Below are 18381 nucleotides of genomic sequence, written 5' to 3' on the forward strand. Positions count from 1 at the left end.
GTGTCGTATTCGAGAAGTTCGATCGGTAAATCAAAACGCTCGGATACGATGCGTTTGATCATGTGAAGGATTTCAAGTGTCTTGGATTCAGAGACGATATCGTCTTTCGATAAATGGACAAAGATTGTCCAAGTATCAGCCGCATTACGATTGACTGTAACTCGATATTGCTGAATAAACAGCTCAGGGTCAAGCTCGCGGTCGCGCATATCTCCTTAATCCGGTAACTGCGAAACTGTAACACACATCGCATCGCAATCGTAAGTGGAGTTCACGCTGATTAACAGTTTCTTCCCGTTTAGAGGAATAATCTCCGATGAATAGGATGCTAACTCGGATTGTGAGACGATTGAGACAAGAATTGGCAAGTGAATTGTGTCGATTTCGAAAATGTCATCATTGTTTTCTGCGAAGCAGATATCTTTTGCAACCTGATTGGCATACCGTAAACACTGCACGTTGTCGAACAACAAAACGCCGATAGGTAGGCATTCATACAAGGAAAACTCATCGGAAAACTCACCAAAACCACTTTCTTGCAACGGTTTGTAAAAATCAATCAAGTGTAGCGTATTGGTTTGTTCGATTAAATTTTGGATCTCCGTTTCCTGCGCTAATCGCTGAGCAAACAATAGTAATGCATCATTCACAGCATCAATAATCTCTTCGGTTTTGAACGGCTTATGAATGAAGCGGAAAACATGTCCGGAATTAATCGAACCAATCAGAACTTCAGTATCGGTGTAGCCAGAACAAATAATACGAATTGCCGCGGGATATTTTTGTCTAATCCACGCCAATAACTCAGCGCCGTTCGCACCCGGCATCCGATAGTCGGAAACGACTACTGCGATGTCCTTGTCTTGGATCAGTTGCCAACCCTCTTCTGCTGAGCTGGCAAATAGCGGGTCTACCGGTAGCATTGCTGCAATTTTACGGTAGATTTCGAGGATATGGACCTCGTCATCGACAAACAGCGCTCGTTGAATACTTGACATATCTTCACCTATGATGGGTTCGTATCCAAAACATTTCGAACTGCTTCAATTAAATCCCGCGAACCAAAGGGCTTATAGAGTAGGGGGATTCCCAAGTCCTGAATCTGATGCACTGAATCTTCGGTTGTGTAACCAGAGATAAAGAGTACTTTCAAATCCGGTTGGATAATGTGGATTTCATCGACCAGCTTTGCGCCGCCCATATGGGGCATGACAACATCGGTAATGAGTAAATCGATTCTTCCCTTCAATTGGGCGTAGCGATCTAATGCCTTTTGTCCGTTTTCGGCGGTGTGTACGACGTATCCTTTCAGTTCGAGGATTCGTTTCACCATTTCCAGAATCATTGGTTCGTCGTCGACCAGTAAAATCGTTTCATTGCCAAGAAGATTTTTCGGTTTCCCGGGTTCAACTGCTAATTCAAAGATCTCGGTGCTGAACGGTAGTTCGACAGTAACAACCGTGCCTTTGTTGACTTCGCTTGCAATAGTTACTGTTCCACCGCTTTGCGTGACAATGCCGTGTACAGTCGATAGTCCAAGACCGGTCCCCTTACCTACCGGTTTGGTTGTAAAAAACGGCTCCAGTACCCGCTCTAACACTTCCTTTGTCATGCCGATTCCGGTGTCGGAAACAGTTAATACAACAAAGCGTCCGGGTTGGTTATCGCGGGTCACATTCGCATTCCGTTGTCGGGTAGCAATGGTAAGGGTGCCACCGCTCGGCATCGCATCACGGGCGTTTACAACTAAATTCATTAATACTTGTTCGATTTGTCCGGAGTCGGCTTTTATCGTTGTAGGTTCATCGGTTAACTCGAAACGGAGTTCGATATCTTCCCGGATCAATCGACGTAGCAGTTTCGTTACGCCCAAACAAATCTCGTTCAGTGAAACGAGTTTCATCTCTTGGATTTGGCGGCGGCTAAAAGTTAGCAATTGGCGAGTGAGTGCAGAGCCGCGATCCACCATTTCCTGAATTGTTCTCAATCCTTCATACAACGGATTGTCCTGCGGCATCTCGGCAACCATCAATTCGGCATTAGAGTTCACAACTGTGAGCAGATTGTTGAAATCATGGGCTACACCGCCGGCTAACCGCCCAATCGCCTCCAATTTTTGCGATTGGTGGAGTTGCTCTTCCAGTTGACGTTCGCGGGTAAGGTCGCGTTTGACGGCAATATAGTTGGTGATATTACCAGCAACATCCAATACCGGGGTAATCGTCGCATCTTCCGAGAAGTATGTGCCGTCCTTCCGTTTGTTGACAAGCAGGCCGTGCCAGACATTGCCGCTCGATAACGTTGACCACAATGTTTGATAATAGGTCTGATCATGCTGACCGCTTTTCAGGAATCGAGGATTATTGCCGATCACTTCGTCGCGGGTATAACCGGTTGCTTTTTCAAAATAGGGATTCACATATTGAATAGTACCGGCAGCATCCGCGATTACAACTGTTTCCGATATTTGCTCCACCGCAGTAAACAACCGCAACCGTTCCGCTTCCGTGTGTTTGCGTTCCGTGACGTCAAACGCGATAGCAATTCTTGCCCGCCGCCCTAAAAACTCGATATTATTGGCGATGATATCGACATAAATAAGAGTGCCATCTTTTAGTTTGTGGCGCCAATCGATGAGAGTAACCAATCCCCGATCATTTTCGGCAACGACTTTCTCCAAGCGGGGTACATCCTCCGTCGCGAAGATATCCCGTGCCGTCATTGTCATGATTTCTTCGAACGAATACCCATACTTTTGGATTGCCGCATCGTTGATCGCTATGAATCTTAGCGAGTCGAATTCGTAAATCCACATCGGTGACGGATTCTTTTGAAAGAGCATCCGGTATTGACGTTCCGATTCCCGAAGTGCTTCCTCAGCGAGTTTTTTCTGATAGAACTCGCTTAACTGCTGAGTGATGTTGTTTACCAGATCCAATAGATGGTGATCTGCCTGACGGACATCGTTCATAAAGAAACAAAGCACAGCGACAACTTCGGCACCAACCATTACCGGAATCCCGAATCCTGTATGCAAACCGCACTCTTCAGCGATTTTTTGGCGAAGAAACGTACTTGCATTTTCCGTTATTATGTCCTGTACCCATACGGGCGCTTTACGCGCCCAAGTCGTACCGGGAAGACCAACCCCGGGGAAAATCTGCATCTCACGGGAAAGCTCGTTAAACGTCTCCAATTGGGGCAGTGAAGGATGGTGATAACAGGGTAAGTGTGTCAGGAAGTCAAATCCTTCCGGTACCCACGCTTCACCCAGCACCCAACCGCTCGCCACACAGAACTCTGCAACCGTTTTTTCGAGCGCTTCTTTGATATCGCTGGATTCGTGAATTGCAGTGGAGACCGAATACAACATCTCAAATTCGCGCTCCGTTTGCATCCGGCTGGTGATATCGCGGGAAAACACGGATGCCCCGACCACCGCTCGCTGGTTGTTGAAAATCGGATTGAATGAGACTTCGTAATACTTCGTTTTTAATGAGGAGATTCCTGCCGTTTGAACAATAGTGAACTGTTCGCCGCCAATCGCTCGATGCAAATACGCTTGGATAGTTTGCCGGTACTCTCCTTCGCCCAACGCCTTGAAAACCGATTCACCGACTTTCGGTTCGACGCCAAAGAATTCTTTAACTCGATTGCAATGAACATGATTAAAACTGGTGTACAGGTAATCGCAATTGATCGAATACAACGAGTCGCTGGTGCTTTCCAGAATGCTCTGTAAAGTGGAGAATTGGAATGCTAACGTCTCTTCCGCCTGTTTCCGGTTGGCAATTTCGGTTAACGCCTTCTGATATAATTGTACATTGCGCAGTGCAAGCGAAGCGTGTTGCGCTAACGCCTGAACCAGTTTCAAGTCTTCATCGGTATAGCTATTGTATCGATAACCGAATACTTGAATTACACCGGTGACTTCACCTTCGACCAACATGGGAACTATCAGGGCAGACCGGGTAACTACTGCATTATCGGGAACAGTCTCCAACAAATGTCCTTCTTTATCGATATAGTTTGAGGTGTTTGCCGTACGCAACTGAGAAGGATAGTCATCAATAATCAACGGTTGTTTTGAACGGATTACGATGCTTTGCGTTCCTTTGCCCTCAGGCTCGAGGGGGATTGGAGGAAATCCCGAAACATCGAGCCAATTGCCATCCTGACAAGCAGCGCTACAACGAATAATCTCGGATTCTGCATCAAATTCGGAAACGATAAGCCCCGTGCAATTCATCGCAAGCGAGATGCACTCTTTTATTGTTTCGTAGATTTTCGCCAAGTCGAGGGTTTGGTTTAGTTTCTGGGCAGCTTGGTTTAACAAATCGAGTCGATTCGAGCGTTCAAGCAACTCCTCTTCGATTCGAACCAATCCGCTGATATCGGTGATGGTACCGACCATCTTGGTGGGATTCCCGTTGATATCCCACGTAACCATTTTGCCGCGGCTAAGCACCCAAATCCACTCGCCACTCTTTTTTTGCGCGCGATGACGATTCTCGTAGAAAGATGTTTTCTCGTTGATGTGTGTTTGGAAATCTTGCAAGATTGTTGGCATGTCGTCAGGATGAATCACTTTCTTCCAAAACTGGGGATCTCCGATAATTTCCAGCAGTTTGTAGCCTAACAATCTTGCCCAACTCGGGCTGTACGCTGCATTGCCGGTAGTTAGATCAACCTCCCACATCCCGGCATTGGTGCTCATTAGGGCAAGTCCGAGCATGTCGCGGCTATAAAGCAATTGGCTGTCGGCCCGTCGTTTTTCCAATTGCAGGCGGTGTCGTTCTTGGGCATGGCGAATTGCAGGTGCTAATCGGCTAAGGTGTTCTTTGATAACATAATCATCGGCACCGGCGTGGATGCAGTCTACCGCAACCTCTTCGTTAATCGACCCGGTGATGACGATGATTGGTATGTGAGGATTGAATTCTTTTACGATTCGGATGGTATCCATACCAGTGAAACGGGGCAGCATAAAATCTGTTAAAACGAGGTCAGGCGGCAACTCGTCCATTGCACAAGAAAGCTCTTCCCCGGTTTCCACATGACGGTAATGAAACTCGAAACCCGCACGAACAAGTTCACGTATGATCAACTCGACATCCGAGGGTAAGTCTTCTACGATGATAACTTCAAGCGGGACGACCATTCTCTTCCTCGGTTCGATCTGTAAAGTGTTACGAAAAATAAACGTTTAATTTGCTACCGGCGGCTCATTGAGTAAGAGCCAATACAACCCGAGATCGCAAACCGCTTGCACAAACCGTTCAAATTCCACCGGCTTAACGATATAACTATTGACTCCCAACTTGTAGCACTCCTCGATATCGACGTCTTCGCGCGAAGATGTCAGCACAACAATTGGAATCGATTTCCGCTCGGGGTCGGCTTTGATCTGGCGTAACACTTCGAGACCGCTTATCTTCGGCAACTTCAAATCGAGCAAAACTAATTTCGGTCGCTGTAGTTTGCTGCGTTGTTCATACTTGCCGCGGGCATAGAGAAAATCTAACGCCTCTTCGCCGTCGCCGACGACATGAACGAAATTCACGAAATTGTGTTTGCGCATAGCGCGCATTGTTAGCTCGACATCATCGGGATTGTCTTCGACATAGAGAATGTCAATTGTCTTGGATGCGACGTTCATAATAGTTTCTCCTGAATCGGTAAGCTGAAGTAAAAAGTTGCCCCTTCGTTTTCTATGCTTTCCGCCCATACTCTGCCGTGGTGGCGATGAATAATGCGTTGAACGATAGCCAACCCAACACCGGTACCTTCAAACTCGCTTGGGCTGTGGAGTCGTTGAAATACCCCGAATAGCTTTTCATGGTAGCGCATATCGAAGCCGGCGCCGTTATCGCGAATAGTATAAACAACCTCGTCGTTGATGATTTCTCCGCTAACTTCAATTTTGCTTTGTGGTTTCTTAGATGTGAATTTAATTGCGTTACTGAGTAGGTTGGCCCATACTTGTCGCAGCAAAGTTGGGTCGCCGAATGCATCCGGCAAAGGATTCAATGTAAACAATATCTTCTCCCTTTGCGCGGTGTTCGTGTACTCATAATACATTGCCCGTACCATTTCGGTCATCGAAACTGATGAAGCCAGCAGATTTGATCGGCCTACTCGGGAGAACGATAGCAAATCATCAATGAGCTGCGCCATTTTTTTTGCGTTGTTTCGTATGACTTCAAGCAGACGTTTTGCCTCGCTGTCGAGCTGTTTTCCATAGTCCTCGTTGATGATGCGTGAGAATCCATCGATCGCGCGGAGGGGAGCACGGAGATCATGGGATACCGAATAAGAAAACGCTTCCAATTCCTTATTGGCGAGTGTCAATGCTTCGGTACGTTGTTCGACGCGCTGTTCCAACTCGACATTCAACTTTCGTAATTGTTCTTCGGCGGATTTTACTCGCGAGATATCAAGAATGAAAGCTGCTGATCGCTCGCGTTCCTGTCCTAACAGAATGTATCCTACCAATACCCAAATGTGCGATCCGTCTTTCCGGATGTACTGTTTTTCATACGGCGAGCATACACCAAACGCACGAGCTTCATCGATACCCTTCGTGTCAGCGGAAATGAACTCAGGAGGCGTGATCTCATCCCACTTCACTTTGCCGTCGATTATTTCATCCCGGCTGTAGCCGATGATGCGGCAAAACTCTTCATTCGCTTCATAAATGCCGCCGTAAATATCGCCCAGGATCGTTCCGAATAAATTTGACTCGAAGAATGCCCGCAACCGCTCTTCACTGGTTTTCAACGCTTCCATCGAATTTCTGCGCTCGGTGATGTTGTCGAATACAACGACAAAATGATCGTCTTTGGGGCTGAAAACCGAAATATCGAACCATTGTTGTAATGGCGCGAGATACGATTCAAAGCGATGGGGAATGCCAGACTTTGCCACTTTTCCATAAATCTCAAACAACTCCGGGCTGCCCGAACGAATCCCGGGTATCACATCGCAAACGTTTTTTCCGACTACATTTTTTAACCCGGTCTGGGTCTCAAACGCTTGATTAACACTTAAAAAAGTGTAGTCGATGGGAGTGTCGTTCTCATCGAAAATCATTTTATGGTAGGCGTATCCATTCAACATGTTCTCGAATAAAGAGCGGTAGGATAACTCGCTGGCTATCTTCTCTTTCTCGATTTCGTACATCTGAATTCTCTGATCATTTCTACGGCGCTGCCACCAATATGCCAGCAGTGCAATAAACAGCGATACCATAAGCAGTGAGATCGCTAAAACCATTAGCATTCGTTCAAAAAACGGACGATCAATTTCGTCCCGGTCAACCTTTACGACCAACCCCCATCCAGTGCCGGGAAGCCCCTGTACAGCCGCCAAAACCCGCTTGCCGCGATAGTCGATTCCTTCACGAATTCCGAACTCATTTCGTACCGCCATTGCCGCCGGCAAAGTTTTGGAGTGGATCGATTCTCGGTACTGCAAGGGTTCATAGTCGACAAGTCGAAGCTCGTTGATGATGACGACACTGTCATCCTCTGCGCGCGCTAAAACACACTCCACAGTTTGAGAGTGGGAGGGAAAGTTCTTCAACATCGGATAAAGGTTTTTGTAAGGATTAATTGTAAGGACGACACATCCAGCAAAAGCGGAATTGCTGCTATGGAAAAAGGGAATGAGTATTTCTAAATGAACGGTGTCACCCGGTGGAAGATGAAAATCGTAGACGACAATACTGCGAATGCTTGCAGCGCTATCCTGATGACGATAAAACGTGTCGCTCGAGTGGATGTCTTTTTTCGGTAAGGACAATCGCAATGTTTTCGTGTGGTCGTAAACCCGCATGATCGAGTATTTATTGTTTATGTACATCGCATTTAAACGGTCGCGGAGCTGTTTCTCAATCGCTTGATTGTTGGGATTATGATCCAGTAAGGAAACGTATTCGCGGATGTCGGGACTCGAGAAAAGAAAATTGGCATCGCTTAACCGTTCGTTTCGCCAATCGATGATTTGCTGTGTTTTAAGATCGGCGATGGCTTGTAACTCCGATGTCACAAACGCATTGTGTCGTTTAAGCTCCGAGCGATAATACAACCAACTGCCAATAACTAACAGGAGCAGAGCAGCAAAAACAGCGACAAAAAATGCTCTTGGCAACGGTTTCGGGTATTGTTCCATCTCCGTTCCTCAACAAAAAGAATTTACAGGGGGGGGCATGTTGCTTTGATAGCTACAAAATCAAAAATATTGCCTTTGGAGTCAAGTGAATTTAGCCACATCAAAAAAAAACACGATTAAAACCACTAACTGAAAGAGATTTCGTGAACATCCGATCAAGTCTTGCTTATTTCAAAGAATTTCCGAGAAAGAATCGTTTGTTGACAATCAATTATAATATCCACATTATCAAACACATAAGAGAAGATTAAACCAACTTACCGACGATTGTATCCAATAAGTACAGAAGCGGATGTGGAGGTTACTCCACAATGAATAGGAGGAAGAGAAATGAAGTATGTAGTCAGTCGAATGACTTTACTACTTGCGGTCGGTGTCATGATGATAATCGGTTGTACCAAGAGTAGCACAGGACCGGATGAACAAGCCGCAACCTATCAACAGGAAGTCATTGAGTTAACTCAGAATGAAGAAGCGGACTACTTTAGCTTCGACGATTTAATCGAAGACGATACGTTTGATGGTGGGGGAATGGGGTTGGATGATGTTGATACCGCAATCGTTCCGTTGCGTTGGGGACGTTTTGCCCGTACCACTTCCTACACCCGTGAAGCAATTGCCGACAGTTTAACTCCGGACACGGTACGAGTAACGGTCACGAGAACAGTAACTGGTGTATTCCGGATTATCACTTCAACCGATACCATCGATAAACCATTTACCGATGTCTATCGTCGCAATGGTGTATTCCATCGGGTAGCTCATACCCGGCATCGACACTTGAATTGGCGCTTGGTTCGAATCAGTGCAATCGAAGGACAAACGCAAAATAATAGCGCGGTCGATATCGCAACAGTGACTTGGTATCGTAAAGGGACGAACGAAACCGATTGGACGCAAATCGGGCAAGTGACCGACCCCCTCGCATATTGGCACCTTCGCGACGTCTTGCCGGTGTACTATCCGGGTGATTCACTCAAGGTGGAAGTAGCGATGCCGGTGGGAACTGAGTATTACGGTCAATTGCATTATCGGCCTTGGCGATCACACGACCGCCACCGCACACCGTTTGTTGCTGCATCTTCAAATGTGTTTACTGCGACTGGCACAATCCCATCGGGTATTCGAGGGAGCGAGAAGCGACAAATCTTTGTTGACTTCATGACAAACGGTACGTTGTTTGATGATGCCGAACCGTATGCCGCGAATGCATGGGGTTTGTTGTACCGGGTTTCACAATAAGTGGAACGTATCCATACCAAGAAAAGACTGTGTGAACATTCCGTGTTTGCAAAGTAGACAACGGGGTCTCGATCAGAGACCCCGTTATTTTTTTCCCGTTTGATAAAACTACTACGAAAATAACATTGCAATGCGATTACGGATCGAACTGAGAGCGTTGCGAAGGAAACCGTCGGCGATTGTAAATCCTTCCAACCGAATGAGTTTCGCACCAAAATAAAAAACAACTCCTGCGATCAAACTGGGAACTAAAACCAGCCATAGTTTTGCGAGCGGAAGTAGAATCGCAACCGGTTCAATAGTAGTAACCACGATTCGGGTCAAAGCTGCAACGGCAATTGCAAACGGGATTCCTTTCAGGAAGAAAAACAGCATTCTCCGCTGAGGTAACTCCACCCGAAAGCGGGGAGCGATGTATGTTAAAATTATTAGTTGCAACGCTAAACCAGTAAACGATGCTATCGCAAGCCCCGGTGTTCCTAACGGCTTAATCAGCAGGAAGTTTAATGCGACATCGATTGCAATTGTACCTGCCAGTACAACCGTTGGTACTAAGGTGTTCCGTTCGGCATAGAAGGCGCGATACAAGACCAGCAGTGGAATAAATACGGTTAACGATCCACAGAGAATCGTTAGAATACTTGCTACCCGAATTGAATCGGTTGCGACAAACGCACCGCGTTCGAATGCTAATCGCACAACCGGCAAAGTTACACCTGCTAACACCGTTGCCCCTAGTAACGTTATAAACGAGACTCCTAAGATTGCTTTATTCAATAGTCTACGATACTCATCCCGCGAACAGGATACCGCCGATTCGGAAAGGCGGGGAAATAGTGCCGGGATGATGGTGGCAACAACTAACTCGACACACATCATATAAGTGCGTTGGGCATAGGCTAACGCCGATAACTCCCCGACAGGCAATCCCGAAGCAAGATAGCGGTTGATGAATTGCACGCTCTGTCCGAGCAACGCCGCAAGCAGCATTGGTAGTGCCATCCGGTAGAAACCCGCCAAGTGCCGGTCGAAAAGCATCGGTCGTAGCGTACTCCGTCCGATCTTTCCGAACAACAAAGCCAGTGGAACAACGAGCATGGTGGCAAGCCAGCTCCATGCCATCGCTTCCGCACCAAACCACCATGCCCCAAGGAACAATGCCAACAGTCCCGCTACATTGGCGAGTAGCGGCGATATTGCCGGAGCCGTCCACTTATCATACAGCTGATAGACATTTTGCAGGATGAGAAACAATACTCCGCCAATAACTCCCGGCATTGCAATCCGCAGAAAACGTTGGGCGAGTGCCGATTCCTCTGGAGTAAACATCGGTGCGATCCAGCGGATTAACTGCGGGGCGAATAGTATTGTTAGTGCAGTTAGAGTGGCAGTTATGAGTAGCAGTTGGGTTTGGATTGCCCGTAACGATCTTCGTGCTTCTTCTTCGCCGAAATCAGCTTTTAGTCCGATAAAATGGGGAATGAGGGTGGTCGATAGTACGGAAGCAGCAGTTCCGAAAAGGGTTAAAGGAAAGAACACTGCCGCTGTGAAGGCATCGACCATTCGAGAAGCGCCAAAAAGCGCCGCAATAGATAGTTCGCGTACGAAACCTAACGCCCACCCGAACCCCCGGGATACAAACAACAGCCCGGTGACATGGAGTAATGATTTTCGGGGTTCAGTCATCTACTCGTTTTCCCAGTAACTCAATCGGTTCAAATCGGAAACTTTGCTCTGGAATTGCCACAATATACGGAGGGATACGCAAGTCAACTATGTTGTAGACCTGCGAGAAATCTGTTACGTTCCAGCTATGGCAACCAAATTCTTTCTTCCTTACCCCAGTGAAGTTATCGAAGCAACTCTGATCAAACGTTTCAAACGATTCTTCGCCGAAGTAGTCTTGGACGATGGAACCCAAACCCACGCTTTCTGTCCGAATACTGGACGCATCACTTCGAGTATATTCGAGGGAGGACGCGTTCGCCTCCTTCCAACGCCGTCCGCGAAAATTCCGTTCCGTTGGGTACAGTCGCTTACACCTTATGGTTGGTCGGGAATCGATACCATGACGCCCAATCGATTCTTCCGAAAGTTGTTTTCCGAGTTTACTGTTCAAGGATGGGGAAAAGCGTCTTTGGTAAAGCCAGAAGCAACATTCGGGAACTCCCGCTTCGACTATTATCTCGAATACCCGGGTGGAGTAAAGCGTTTCGTTGAAGTGAAGTCGGCGACCTATTGTCTTGATTCCACTGATCCGGCTTTTACTTCGTACTCATCTTCCCATTCCCCATCCCCCAATCCCCATCGCCCGTTTTTGGTCTTCCCTGATTCCCCCAGCGAGCGGGCACAGAAACATATAAACCGACTCCACGAGTTACAACGTGAGGGTTTTATTTGTTCAGTATTATATGCCGTACAACATCCCGGTGGTGAATTTATCACAGCGGCAAAACACATAGATATGGCTTATGCAATAGCGGTGTCGGCGGCGCGCCTTGCTGGGGTTGAGTTTCGCGCATTTCGGTTAGGGGCGGAACCGGATGGAATCCGTTGGGAAAATGAAGAAATTCCTGTCTTATAGAGAGTCGTTACGCTTAGTAATCCTCACCCCTGAGAATCTTTAGGCAAGGGATTTAACGCGAAGAAAACCGGGAGAAATTGCAAAGTCAGGAAAACGATTAGGAAAACAAGCGGAAGGGAGCGTACCTTAGCCCAGTTCGTCCAATGGTGGACGATTTTCATCGGATAAAGGACAGGAATGAATATCTACGTGGGTAATCTGCCGCGCGCCGCTTCTGAAGCGGACTTGCGTGCAGTGTTTGAGCAACATGGTCCGGTCAGCTCAGCTGCGATCATCAAAGACAAATTTAGCGGAGAGTCACGCGGGTTCGGTTTCGTTGAGATGCCGGGCAAGAGCGAGGCATTGGCGGCGATCTCTGCTGTTAACGGACAAGAAATGATGGGTCGCGCACTGATCGTGAACGAAGCTCGTCCGCGTGAAGAACGTCCCGCACGTCGTGAAGGCGGTGGATTCCCCCGTCGGAGCGGTGGCTTTGGCGGCGGCGGCGGTGGCGGACGCGATGGCGGCCATGGTGGCGGCAATCGCTGGTAATCGTTTATCTGAACGAACCACTTTCGAAAAAGAGTACCCGCGAGCAATCGCGGGTATTTTTTATTTCTGTTTACGCGGTTTGGTTTGTGGATCATAATGACATCATGTAATTTGTCTATGAGCTAGCATCACACCGAAAGCAAGTCAGAATGAAATCCTCACCTCTCCCAAAAACACCTTTTTCGATTGATACAGCCACCCAGCGGATGAGGGAACTTGACGAGTCGATTCAGCGCTGGATGAATGACGATCAGCACGATGAGTTAACCGCCCATTACCCGGAAATTCTTGAAGTAGCCAACTTATGCGAAGACGACCGACTGAAGGGACGGGTGTTTAATGCTTATGGAAAGTACTTCTACCGGGTTGGGCAATTCGATTATGCCTATATATCGATGCAGCGAGCGCTTGATTCAGCGCGGAGACTGGAAAATCCTCAGTTAATCGGAGCGCTGTTGAACAACATTGGCAGCGTATTTCGGGTGAGAGGTTATTTTCAAGAGGCACTCGATAATTTTGAATTGGCTCGCACTGAGTTTCAAAAGCTGGGGAACCTTTTAGGCATTGCCAACACTGCCGGAAACATTGCCGTCGTCTATGTCGAAACCGAACAGCACCAACGTTCTATCCCCTATTTTATCGAAGCGATTGAGTTTTTTCGCGAGCTTGGCCGCAAAGAGGAAGAAGCAAATTTTCTTGGTGACTATGCCAAAGTATTGGTTTTTCTCGATCAGCCGGAACAAGCAACAGCAATGGCGGAAAAAGCATTAGCGCTGATGGCAGACAGCAATGACAGCTATACGAAAGGAACAATCCTCAACTCGCTTGGTTTTGTGTACTTGCACGTATCGCGGTTTGATGATGCGAAAGCTGCCTTGAAACAAGCATTGGAAATTCATCGTGCGATGCATAACCAGCGGTTTATCGGGGTTACGCTTACAAACATTGGTTTCCTTGCGCGAACAATGGGTAATTTCGATGCAGCAATCGAGCATTTTCGAGAAGCGGCTGAGTTACATAAAGAGATTGGAGACACTCGGGGACAAACGATATCGCTCTGGAATATTGCCAGCGTTTATTTCAATAAACATCGCTGGAAAGAGTGTTTGCCGATTTTATTCCACATCTCCGAGACCACCCCGGGATATCAGGATCACGTATTATCGATTGAAGTGTTGCTATTACGGGCGGAAGTATGCCGCCAGTTAGGTGATACAGCAGAAGCGCTTGCCTCAATTGAAATTGTTGAACGTCTATTACTGGAGCACTACCTCGAGTTGCTCGGAGTAACGAAAAGCTTCCGAGCTTTGCTCTGTCTGAATCAGGGAGATGTTGTTGGGGCGGAGAAGTGGTTGGCAAAAGCCAACGAATTGATTACACCATCAACTGAGGAAGCCACAGCATACTATTGGGTGATTAAAACGTTGTATCAATACACATTAGTTACAGAAACCAAACTTCCCGCAACAACGACAACATCGAATCAGGAATCACCGCAACCGGTTAACCCACCCCCCCAAGCGCTTGCAGACCTTAGAGCCGCCTATCGCAAGGAGCAATCGGCGGTGCGCATTCGCACCTATCGTATCACCGAAATATTAAAATTGCAACACAACGAAGTCGTGACAAAACTTGCTTCATTAGGGATAACACCAGATAAGGAGGAATCTGAAACGCGAGAGTAAGCGAATGCCGAGTAGCTTACTGTAGTATGTTTTTGCTCACATAGTAATCTTTCCTTCCCGATAGCCAGTTTGCACGAATTGCAAACTGCTCGTACCATTTACATAGTTGTTTTTTCACTTCGCCCTGAAAGCAAGCCATGATCCAATCATCCACTGAATCGAACCAGCAAACCCCGCAAGAGCGGGCGAAAGAGCGCGTCGCCCAGTTAGGACCCCAGATACAGGAGTGGATCGAACAGAGCAATCATACGGACATCCTCGGACATTACGATGAAATGGTAGCATTGGCTTTCCAAAGCGAAGACAATTCCTTGATTGCCAAAGTGTTCAATATATACGGTTCCTACTTCTGGCGGGTAGGAGAGGCGGATCGCGCGTTTTCCTGTATGCAAAAGGCGTTGGTCGCGGCACGGAATGGCGAAAGCCATGTCCAAATCGGATCGGTGTTAAACAACATTGGCAATGTTTTTCGGGTACGGGGTTTCTTTGAAGAGGCAATCGAGAACTTCGAAATGGCAAGTAAGGAGTTTCGATTAACGGACGATATCCGGGGATTAGCCTACACCCAAGGGAACATCGCCGCCGCTTACATCGAAACGGAACAGCATGCCCTGGCGGAACCATATATCCTCGAAGCGATCCGATTGTTTCGTGAAGCGGGTGATAAACAAGGAGAGGCGAATTTCCTCGGTGATTACGCGAAAATCCAGTTACAGCTTAAACAAATCGATCAAGCGGTGGCATCGGCGGAGCGGGCTATATCGCTGGTCGACCAAACGAAGGACCCCCATACGTACGGAACGTTACTCAATTCACTTGGTTTGATGTATGCAGGAGCGAATCGAAAGGCAGATGCCAAAGCTGTGCTGGAGCAGGCGTTACAAATGCACCGTTTAACGCATAATCTTCGTTTCGTTGGAGTAACATTAACAAATTTGGGGTATCTAGTGCGTGAGATGGGCGATACCGAGTTGGCAATCCAATACTATCGGGAAGCAGCGGCGATTCAACATGAAATTTCCGATGTCCGCGGTGAGACAATCTCCTACTCGAATATTGCAAGTGTCAATTTCAGTCAGCGGAATTGGGAAGAGTGCCTCGTCGTAATAAAAAAAGCGTTAGCTTCGATGCCTTCCCACAAAGACCCAAAACTGTTGTTCGAAATGTTGATGTTACAGGCGGAAGTGTACCGGAGAATGGGTGATTTGGTAGAGGCTTACGCTGTTTGTGAATCGGCGGAAGACTTCGCACGGGAACAGGGAAAGGATGCTTTGGGAATCCCGATTTGTTTCAAAGCGTTGCTCTCTATCGAACATGGCGACCTTGCCGCTGCCGAGGAATGGTTTGCGAAAGCCAGTAAAGTGGTTTCGCCGGAAACACCGGAAGCGTATGCAATGTATTGGATCGTTCGCACTATGTACTGGTACACGATTGCAACCCATATCGGAGCCGTTGTAACAAAACCGGAGAGCGACTCAACCCGTCCAACAACACCGCTACCCGCCTTGGACCAAGGGGAAGCGATGATTGCCCTCCAGAATGCCTACCGAGAAGAATTGGTGGCATCGGACATCAACGCCAACCGCACCGGCAAAATCCTCATCATGCTCCACAATGAACTGCAAGCGAAACTCACCGAGCTTGGTGTGCAGTAAAAATCCGCGTCACGTAATTTTAACCTGAGTTATCTGAGGGTAGGGGCGGACTCCCATGTCCGCCCACACTGTAAACAGACTCCCACGTCCACCTGCCTGAATAATCGTGAGTTTTGCAATTCCACTTCTATAAGTGGAACAAATATCCAACGGAAATAAAGACTAAGCTCGTATGTTGGTGGATTGTATACTTATTACCAGTATAGCTTTCCAACTTGAATTCGGGATTTCCGTAACAATACTTCAATCCCAAGTCTAATCTATTCTTGTAAATGATGTTTCCACCAAAACCATAAGCTACAGAAGAACCTGATCCAGAGCTTTGCGTATAGATTAAAGTTGATGTTTCCGCTTTGATCTCTGGAGTAGCGGCGCGCATGATTCCAAGTAAAATCTCACCATGTGCAGCAAGATTATCACTAATTTTGAAAGAACGCCCCCCTTTTGCCATAAGTAGTAAATGACTCCAATAATCTACAGTAACCTTTGCACCGGGTAAATCCTTTTCAATTGGAGATTTATCAACAGCATTTGAGCCAAGATTAATAAGTAGACCCCAATACAGATTCTCTTTCCAAGGATTTGTATAATCCAATCCAATATCTACACCAGTTAAAGCCATACCAGCTTCGTCATTAGTAGTACTTGCAAAATCACCGACAGGGATACCCAAACTAAGATTGACGCCAAGCGTGGACTGCTCGGAAAGTGCAATACCTGTAAAAACCAACATGGCTGATAAAACAAGAAGAATGCGCATTGTGCCTCCATCAATCGGGTTGAGTTGGTAACATCGGATTCAATGTGAATCACATTGATTAAGATACGGATGTACAAAATGTTGTCAAAATGTTTTTATCCAATAATTGTAAATACTTATCTAACACTTATTGCAAATTCATCTTTAACCGCAACAAAAATGTCGCGACCATGAAGAACAATGGGTGAACACGAGGTTCGCCTTTACTCAATTACCCCCAGGCAGACATTTCTTTACCTCCCCAACCTTACCTGTGTGAGTAAGGACGAATCTGTGCTCTCCCATTCTATTTTCAGTGGTGGTTACGGGCCTGCAAGCTCGTATCTGGCTGAATTTTGCAGCCACCGACGTTAACCCGAGTCACTCCGATTTGTTATAGTCGTGAGACTAAGCTCACAGCGACGATACATTGAAATGGGTACAAAATCTCAAACTTTTCATGAGAACAACGACATTGTTATAAACGCTCAAGTTGGAAAACAAAAAGGCACACTGTAGTGTGCCTTTTTCTATTGTAAGATGTGGGGTAATCCTATAGACCAAAAGGATTGAGCGGTTTCGCGCCGGTATAGTATTCAATCGATTTCGTTTCGGTATAGAGATTAAGGGTATCGATTGCCAATTCGCGACCGAACCCGGATTCCTTGAAGCCGCCGAACGGCATGCCGGTTTGTCCGGTCATAATCGTATTGACACCCATTAACCCGGTACGCACCGCTTGCGCAACCCGCAATGCCCGTGCGCCATTGGTTGTCCACACCGTGCCGGCAAGACCATACTTGGAATCGTTGGCAATCCGGATCGCATCCTCTTCGGTATCGAACGGAATCGCAACGGCAACCGGGCCAAAGATTTCTTCCTGTGCCACTGCCATCGCATTATCGACATTCGCCAGCAGCGTCGGTGCGTAGAAAGCACCGTTGCCATATTCCCCGCCGGTCAACGCCTTGCCGCCACACGCTAATACCGCGCCTTCCGCGATCCCTTGCTCGACATAACCATGGACAATCGTCACTCGTTGTAGGGAAATCAACGAACCCATTTGTGTCGTTTTCTCCATGGGATTTCCCACTTTGATTTTTTGGGCTTTCGCGGCAAAGTCGGCGACAAATTTATCATATATCGAACGTTGAATTAATAACCGCGACCGCGCTTCGCACGATTGTCCGGCGCTATAGTAAATCCCGAAGAGCGTCCCCGCTAATGCCGCTTCGTAATCGCTATCCTCGAACACAATCCCCGCCGATTTCCCGCCCAATTCTAATGTGACGCGTTTAAGCGTCTTCGCGGCAGTCGTCATGATCTGTTTTCCGGTAGCCGTACCGCCGGTGAAGGCGACTTTATCGACACCGGGGTGTTCGACAAGCGCTTGCCCTACTTCGTTGCCGTATCCGTTGACGACATTCAAAACGCCGTCGGGAATACCCGCTTCCTTTGCCAACTCGGCAAATGCGAAAGCAGTAACAGGCGTTAGTTCCGAGGGCTTGAGAACAATCGTACAACCCGCCGCGAGCGCCGGCGCAATTTTCCACATTGCCAGCATGGCGGGATAATTCCACGGGACAATTTGCGCACAAACGCCAACGGGATGCTTGACGACTAATCCTAAATGTCCACCAGGCAATGTCCGGGTTTCTCCAGCGTCGGTAGCGGCGACTCCCGCATAGAATTCCAGCAATTCTACGCAATCTTTCAGCTCTGCAAACGTCCCCCACGAAACCTTACCAACATTGGTAGTCTCGAGTACAGAAA

Annotated in this window: 13 protein-coding genes; 5 read left to right on the top strand and 8 right to left on the bottom strand. The window is 47.4% G+C overall.

Annotated elements, in window-relative coordinates; genetic code table 11:
- The 5 genes from OEM52_07655 to OEM52_07675 form a co-directional block, all read right to left on the bottom strand.
- Positions 1 to 209, bottom strand: a 209-nt coding sequence (locus OEM52_07655) for a hypothetical protein (protein MDK9700002.1), incomplete at its 3' end; no start/stop codon positions are given.
- Between the two features lie 6 nt (positions 210 to 215).
- Positions 216 to 998, bottom strand: a complete 783-nt coding sequence (locus OEM52_07660) for a response regulator (protein MDK9700003.1) — start codon at positions 996 to 998, stop codon at positions 216 to 218.
- A gap of 8 nt (positions 999 to 1006) precedes the next feature.
- Positions 1007 to 5161, bottom strand: coding sequence for a PAS domain S-box protein (locus OEM52_07665; protein ID MDK9700004.1), 4155 nt, complete (start codon positions 5159 to 5161; stop codon positions 1007 to 1009).
- 45 nt (positions 5162 to 5206) lie between these two features.
- Positions 5207 to 5659: a response regulator gene (locus OEM52_07670; protein ID MDK9700005.1), complete on the bottom strand. Its 453-nt coding sequence runs from the start codon at positions 5657 to 5659 to the stop codon at positions 5207 to 5209.
- The gene (locus tag OEM52_07675; protein MDK9700006.1) at positions 5656 to 8172 is read right to left on the bottom strand and encodes an ATP-binding protein; all 2517 of its coding nucleotides are present in this window, start codon (positions 8170 to 8172) and stop codon (positions 5656 to 5658) included. Before OEM52_07675 ends, OEM52_07670 begins: the two co-directional genes overlap by 4 nt.
- Before the next feature lie 330 nt (positions 8173 to 8502).
- Between OEM52_07675 and OEM52_07680 the strand changes: the two genes are divergently transcribed.
- Positions 8503 to 9414 carry a hypothetical protein gene (locus OEM52_07680; protein ID MDK9700007.1) on the top strand — a complete coding sequence of 304 codons (912 nt, stop codon included), beginning with the start codon at positions 8503 to 8505 and terminating at the stop codon, positions 9412 to 9414.
- A gap of 111 nt (positions 9415 to 9525) precedes the next feature.
- On the opposite strand, the gene OEM52_07685 is transcribed toward OEM52_07680, so the two are convergent.
- Positions 9526 to 11100, bottom strand: coding sequence for a hypothetical protein (locus OEM52_07685; protein MDK9700008.1), 1575 nt, complete (start codon positions 11098 to 11100; stop codon positions 9526 to 9528).
- 127 nt (positions 11101 to 11227) lie between these two features.
- Between OEM52_07685 and OEM52_07690 the strand changes: the two genes are divergently transcribed.
- The 4 genes from OEM52_07690 (at position 11228) to OEM52_07705 (ending at position 15869) form a co-directional block, all read left to right on the top strand.
- Positions 11228 to 11998, top strand: coding sequence for a DNA/RNA nuclease SfsA (locus OEM52_07690; GenBank protein ID MDK9700009.1), 771 nt, complete (start codon positions 11228 to 11230; stop codon positions 11996 to 11998).
- Between the two features lie 177 nt (positions 11999 to 12175).
- Positions 12176 to 12529, top strand: coding sequence for an RNA-binding protein (locus tag OEM52_07695; protein ID MDK9700010.1), 354 nt, complete (start codon positions 12176 to 12178; stop codon positions 12527 to 12529).
- Between the two features lie 149 nt (positions 12530 to 12678).
- Positions 12679 to 14214, top strand: a complete 1536-nt coding sequence (locus OEM52_07700) for a tetratricopeptide repeat protein (protein MDK9700011.1) — start codon at positions 12679 to 12681, stop codon at positions 14212 to 14214.
- A 137-nt stretch (positions 14215 to 14351) separates the two neighbouring features.
- Entirely contained in the window at positions 14352 to 15869 is a 1518-nt protein-coding gene (locus OEM52_07705; GenBank protein MDK9700012.1) for a tetratricopeptide repeat protein, read from the top strand.
- Between the two features lie 127 nt (positions 15870 to 15996).
- On the opposite strand, the gene OEM52_07710 is transcribed toward OEM52_07705, so the two are convergent.
- Both OEM52_07710 and OEM52_07715 read right to left on the bottom strand, forming a co-directional pair.
- Positions 15997 to 16629: an outer membrane beta-barrel protein gene (locus OEM52_07710; GenBank protein ID MDK9700013.1), complete on the bottom strand. Its 633-nt coding sequence runs from the start codon at positions 16627 to 16629 to the stop codon at positions 15997 to 15999.
- 532 nt (positions 16630 to 17161) lie between these two features.
- Positions 17162 to 18381, bottom strand: a 1220-nt coding sequence (locus OEM52_07715; protein MDK9700014.1) for an aldehyde dehydrogenase family protein, incomplete at its 5' end; no start/stop codon positions are given.

The sequence above is a fragment of the bacterium genome (assembly GCA_030247525.1).
Taxonomy (GTDB): domain Bacteria; phylum Electryoneota; class JAOADG01; order JAOADG01; family JAOADG01; genus JAOTSC01.

What these genes read in the sequence shown, in the direction of transcription:
- OEM52_07660 (MDK9700003.1), bottom strand. Translation starts at nt 998, where the DNA reads ATGTCAAGTATTCAACGAGCGCTGTTTGTCGATGACGAGGTCCATATC.
- OEM52_07665 (MDK9700004.1), bottom strand. Translation starts at nt 5,161, where the DNA reads ATGGTCGTCCCGCTTGAAGTTATCATCGTAGAAGACTTACCCTCGGAT.
- OEM52_07670 (MDK9700005.1), bottom strand. Translation starts at nt 5,659, where the DNA reads ATGAACGTCGCATCCAAGACAATTGACATTCTCTATGTCGAAGACAAT.
- OEM52_07675 (MDK9700006.1), bottom strand. Translation starts at nt 8,172, where the DNA reads ATGGAACAATACCCGAAACCGTTGCCAAGAGCATTTTTTGTCGCTGTT.
- OEM52_07680 (MDK9700007.1), top strand. Translation starts at nt 8,503, where the DNA reads ATGAAGTATGTAGTCAGTCGAATGACTTTACTACTTGCGGTCGGTGTC.
- OEM52_07685 (MDK9700008.1), bottom strand. Translation starts at nt 11,100, where the DNA reads ATGACTGAACCCCGAAAATCATTACTCCATGTCACCGGGCTGTTGTTT.
- OEM52_07690 (MDK9700009.1), top strand. Translation starts at nt 11,228, where the DNA reads ATGGCAACCAAATTCTTTCTTCCTTACCCCAGTGAAGTTATCGAAGCA.
- OEM52_07695 (MDK9700010.1), top strand. Translation starts at nt 12,176, where the DNA reads ATGAATATCTACGTGGGTAATCTGCCGCGCGCCGCTTCTGAAGCGGAC.
- OEM52_07700 (MDK9700011.1), top strand. Translation starts at nt 12,679, where the DNA reads ATGAAATCCTCACCTCTCCCAAAAACACCTTTTTCGATTGATACAGCC.
- OEM52_07705 (MDK9700012.1), top strand. Translation starts at nt 14,352, where the DNA reads ATGATCCAATCATCCACTGAATCGAACCAGCAAACCCCGCAAGAGCGG.
- OEM52_07710 (MDK9700013.1), bottom strand. Translation starts at nt 16,629, where the DNA reads ATGCGCATTCTTCTTGTTTTATCAGCCATGTTGGTTTTTACAGGTATT.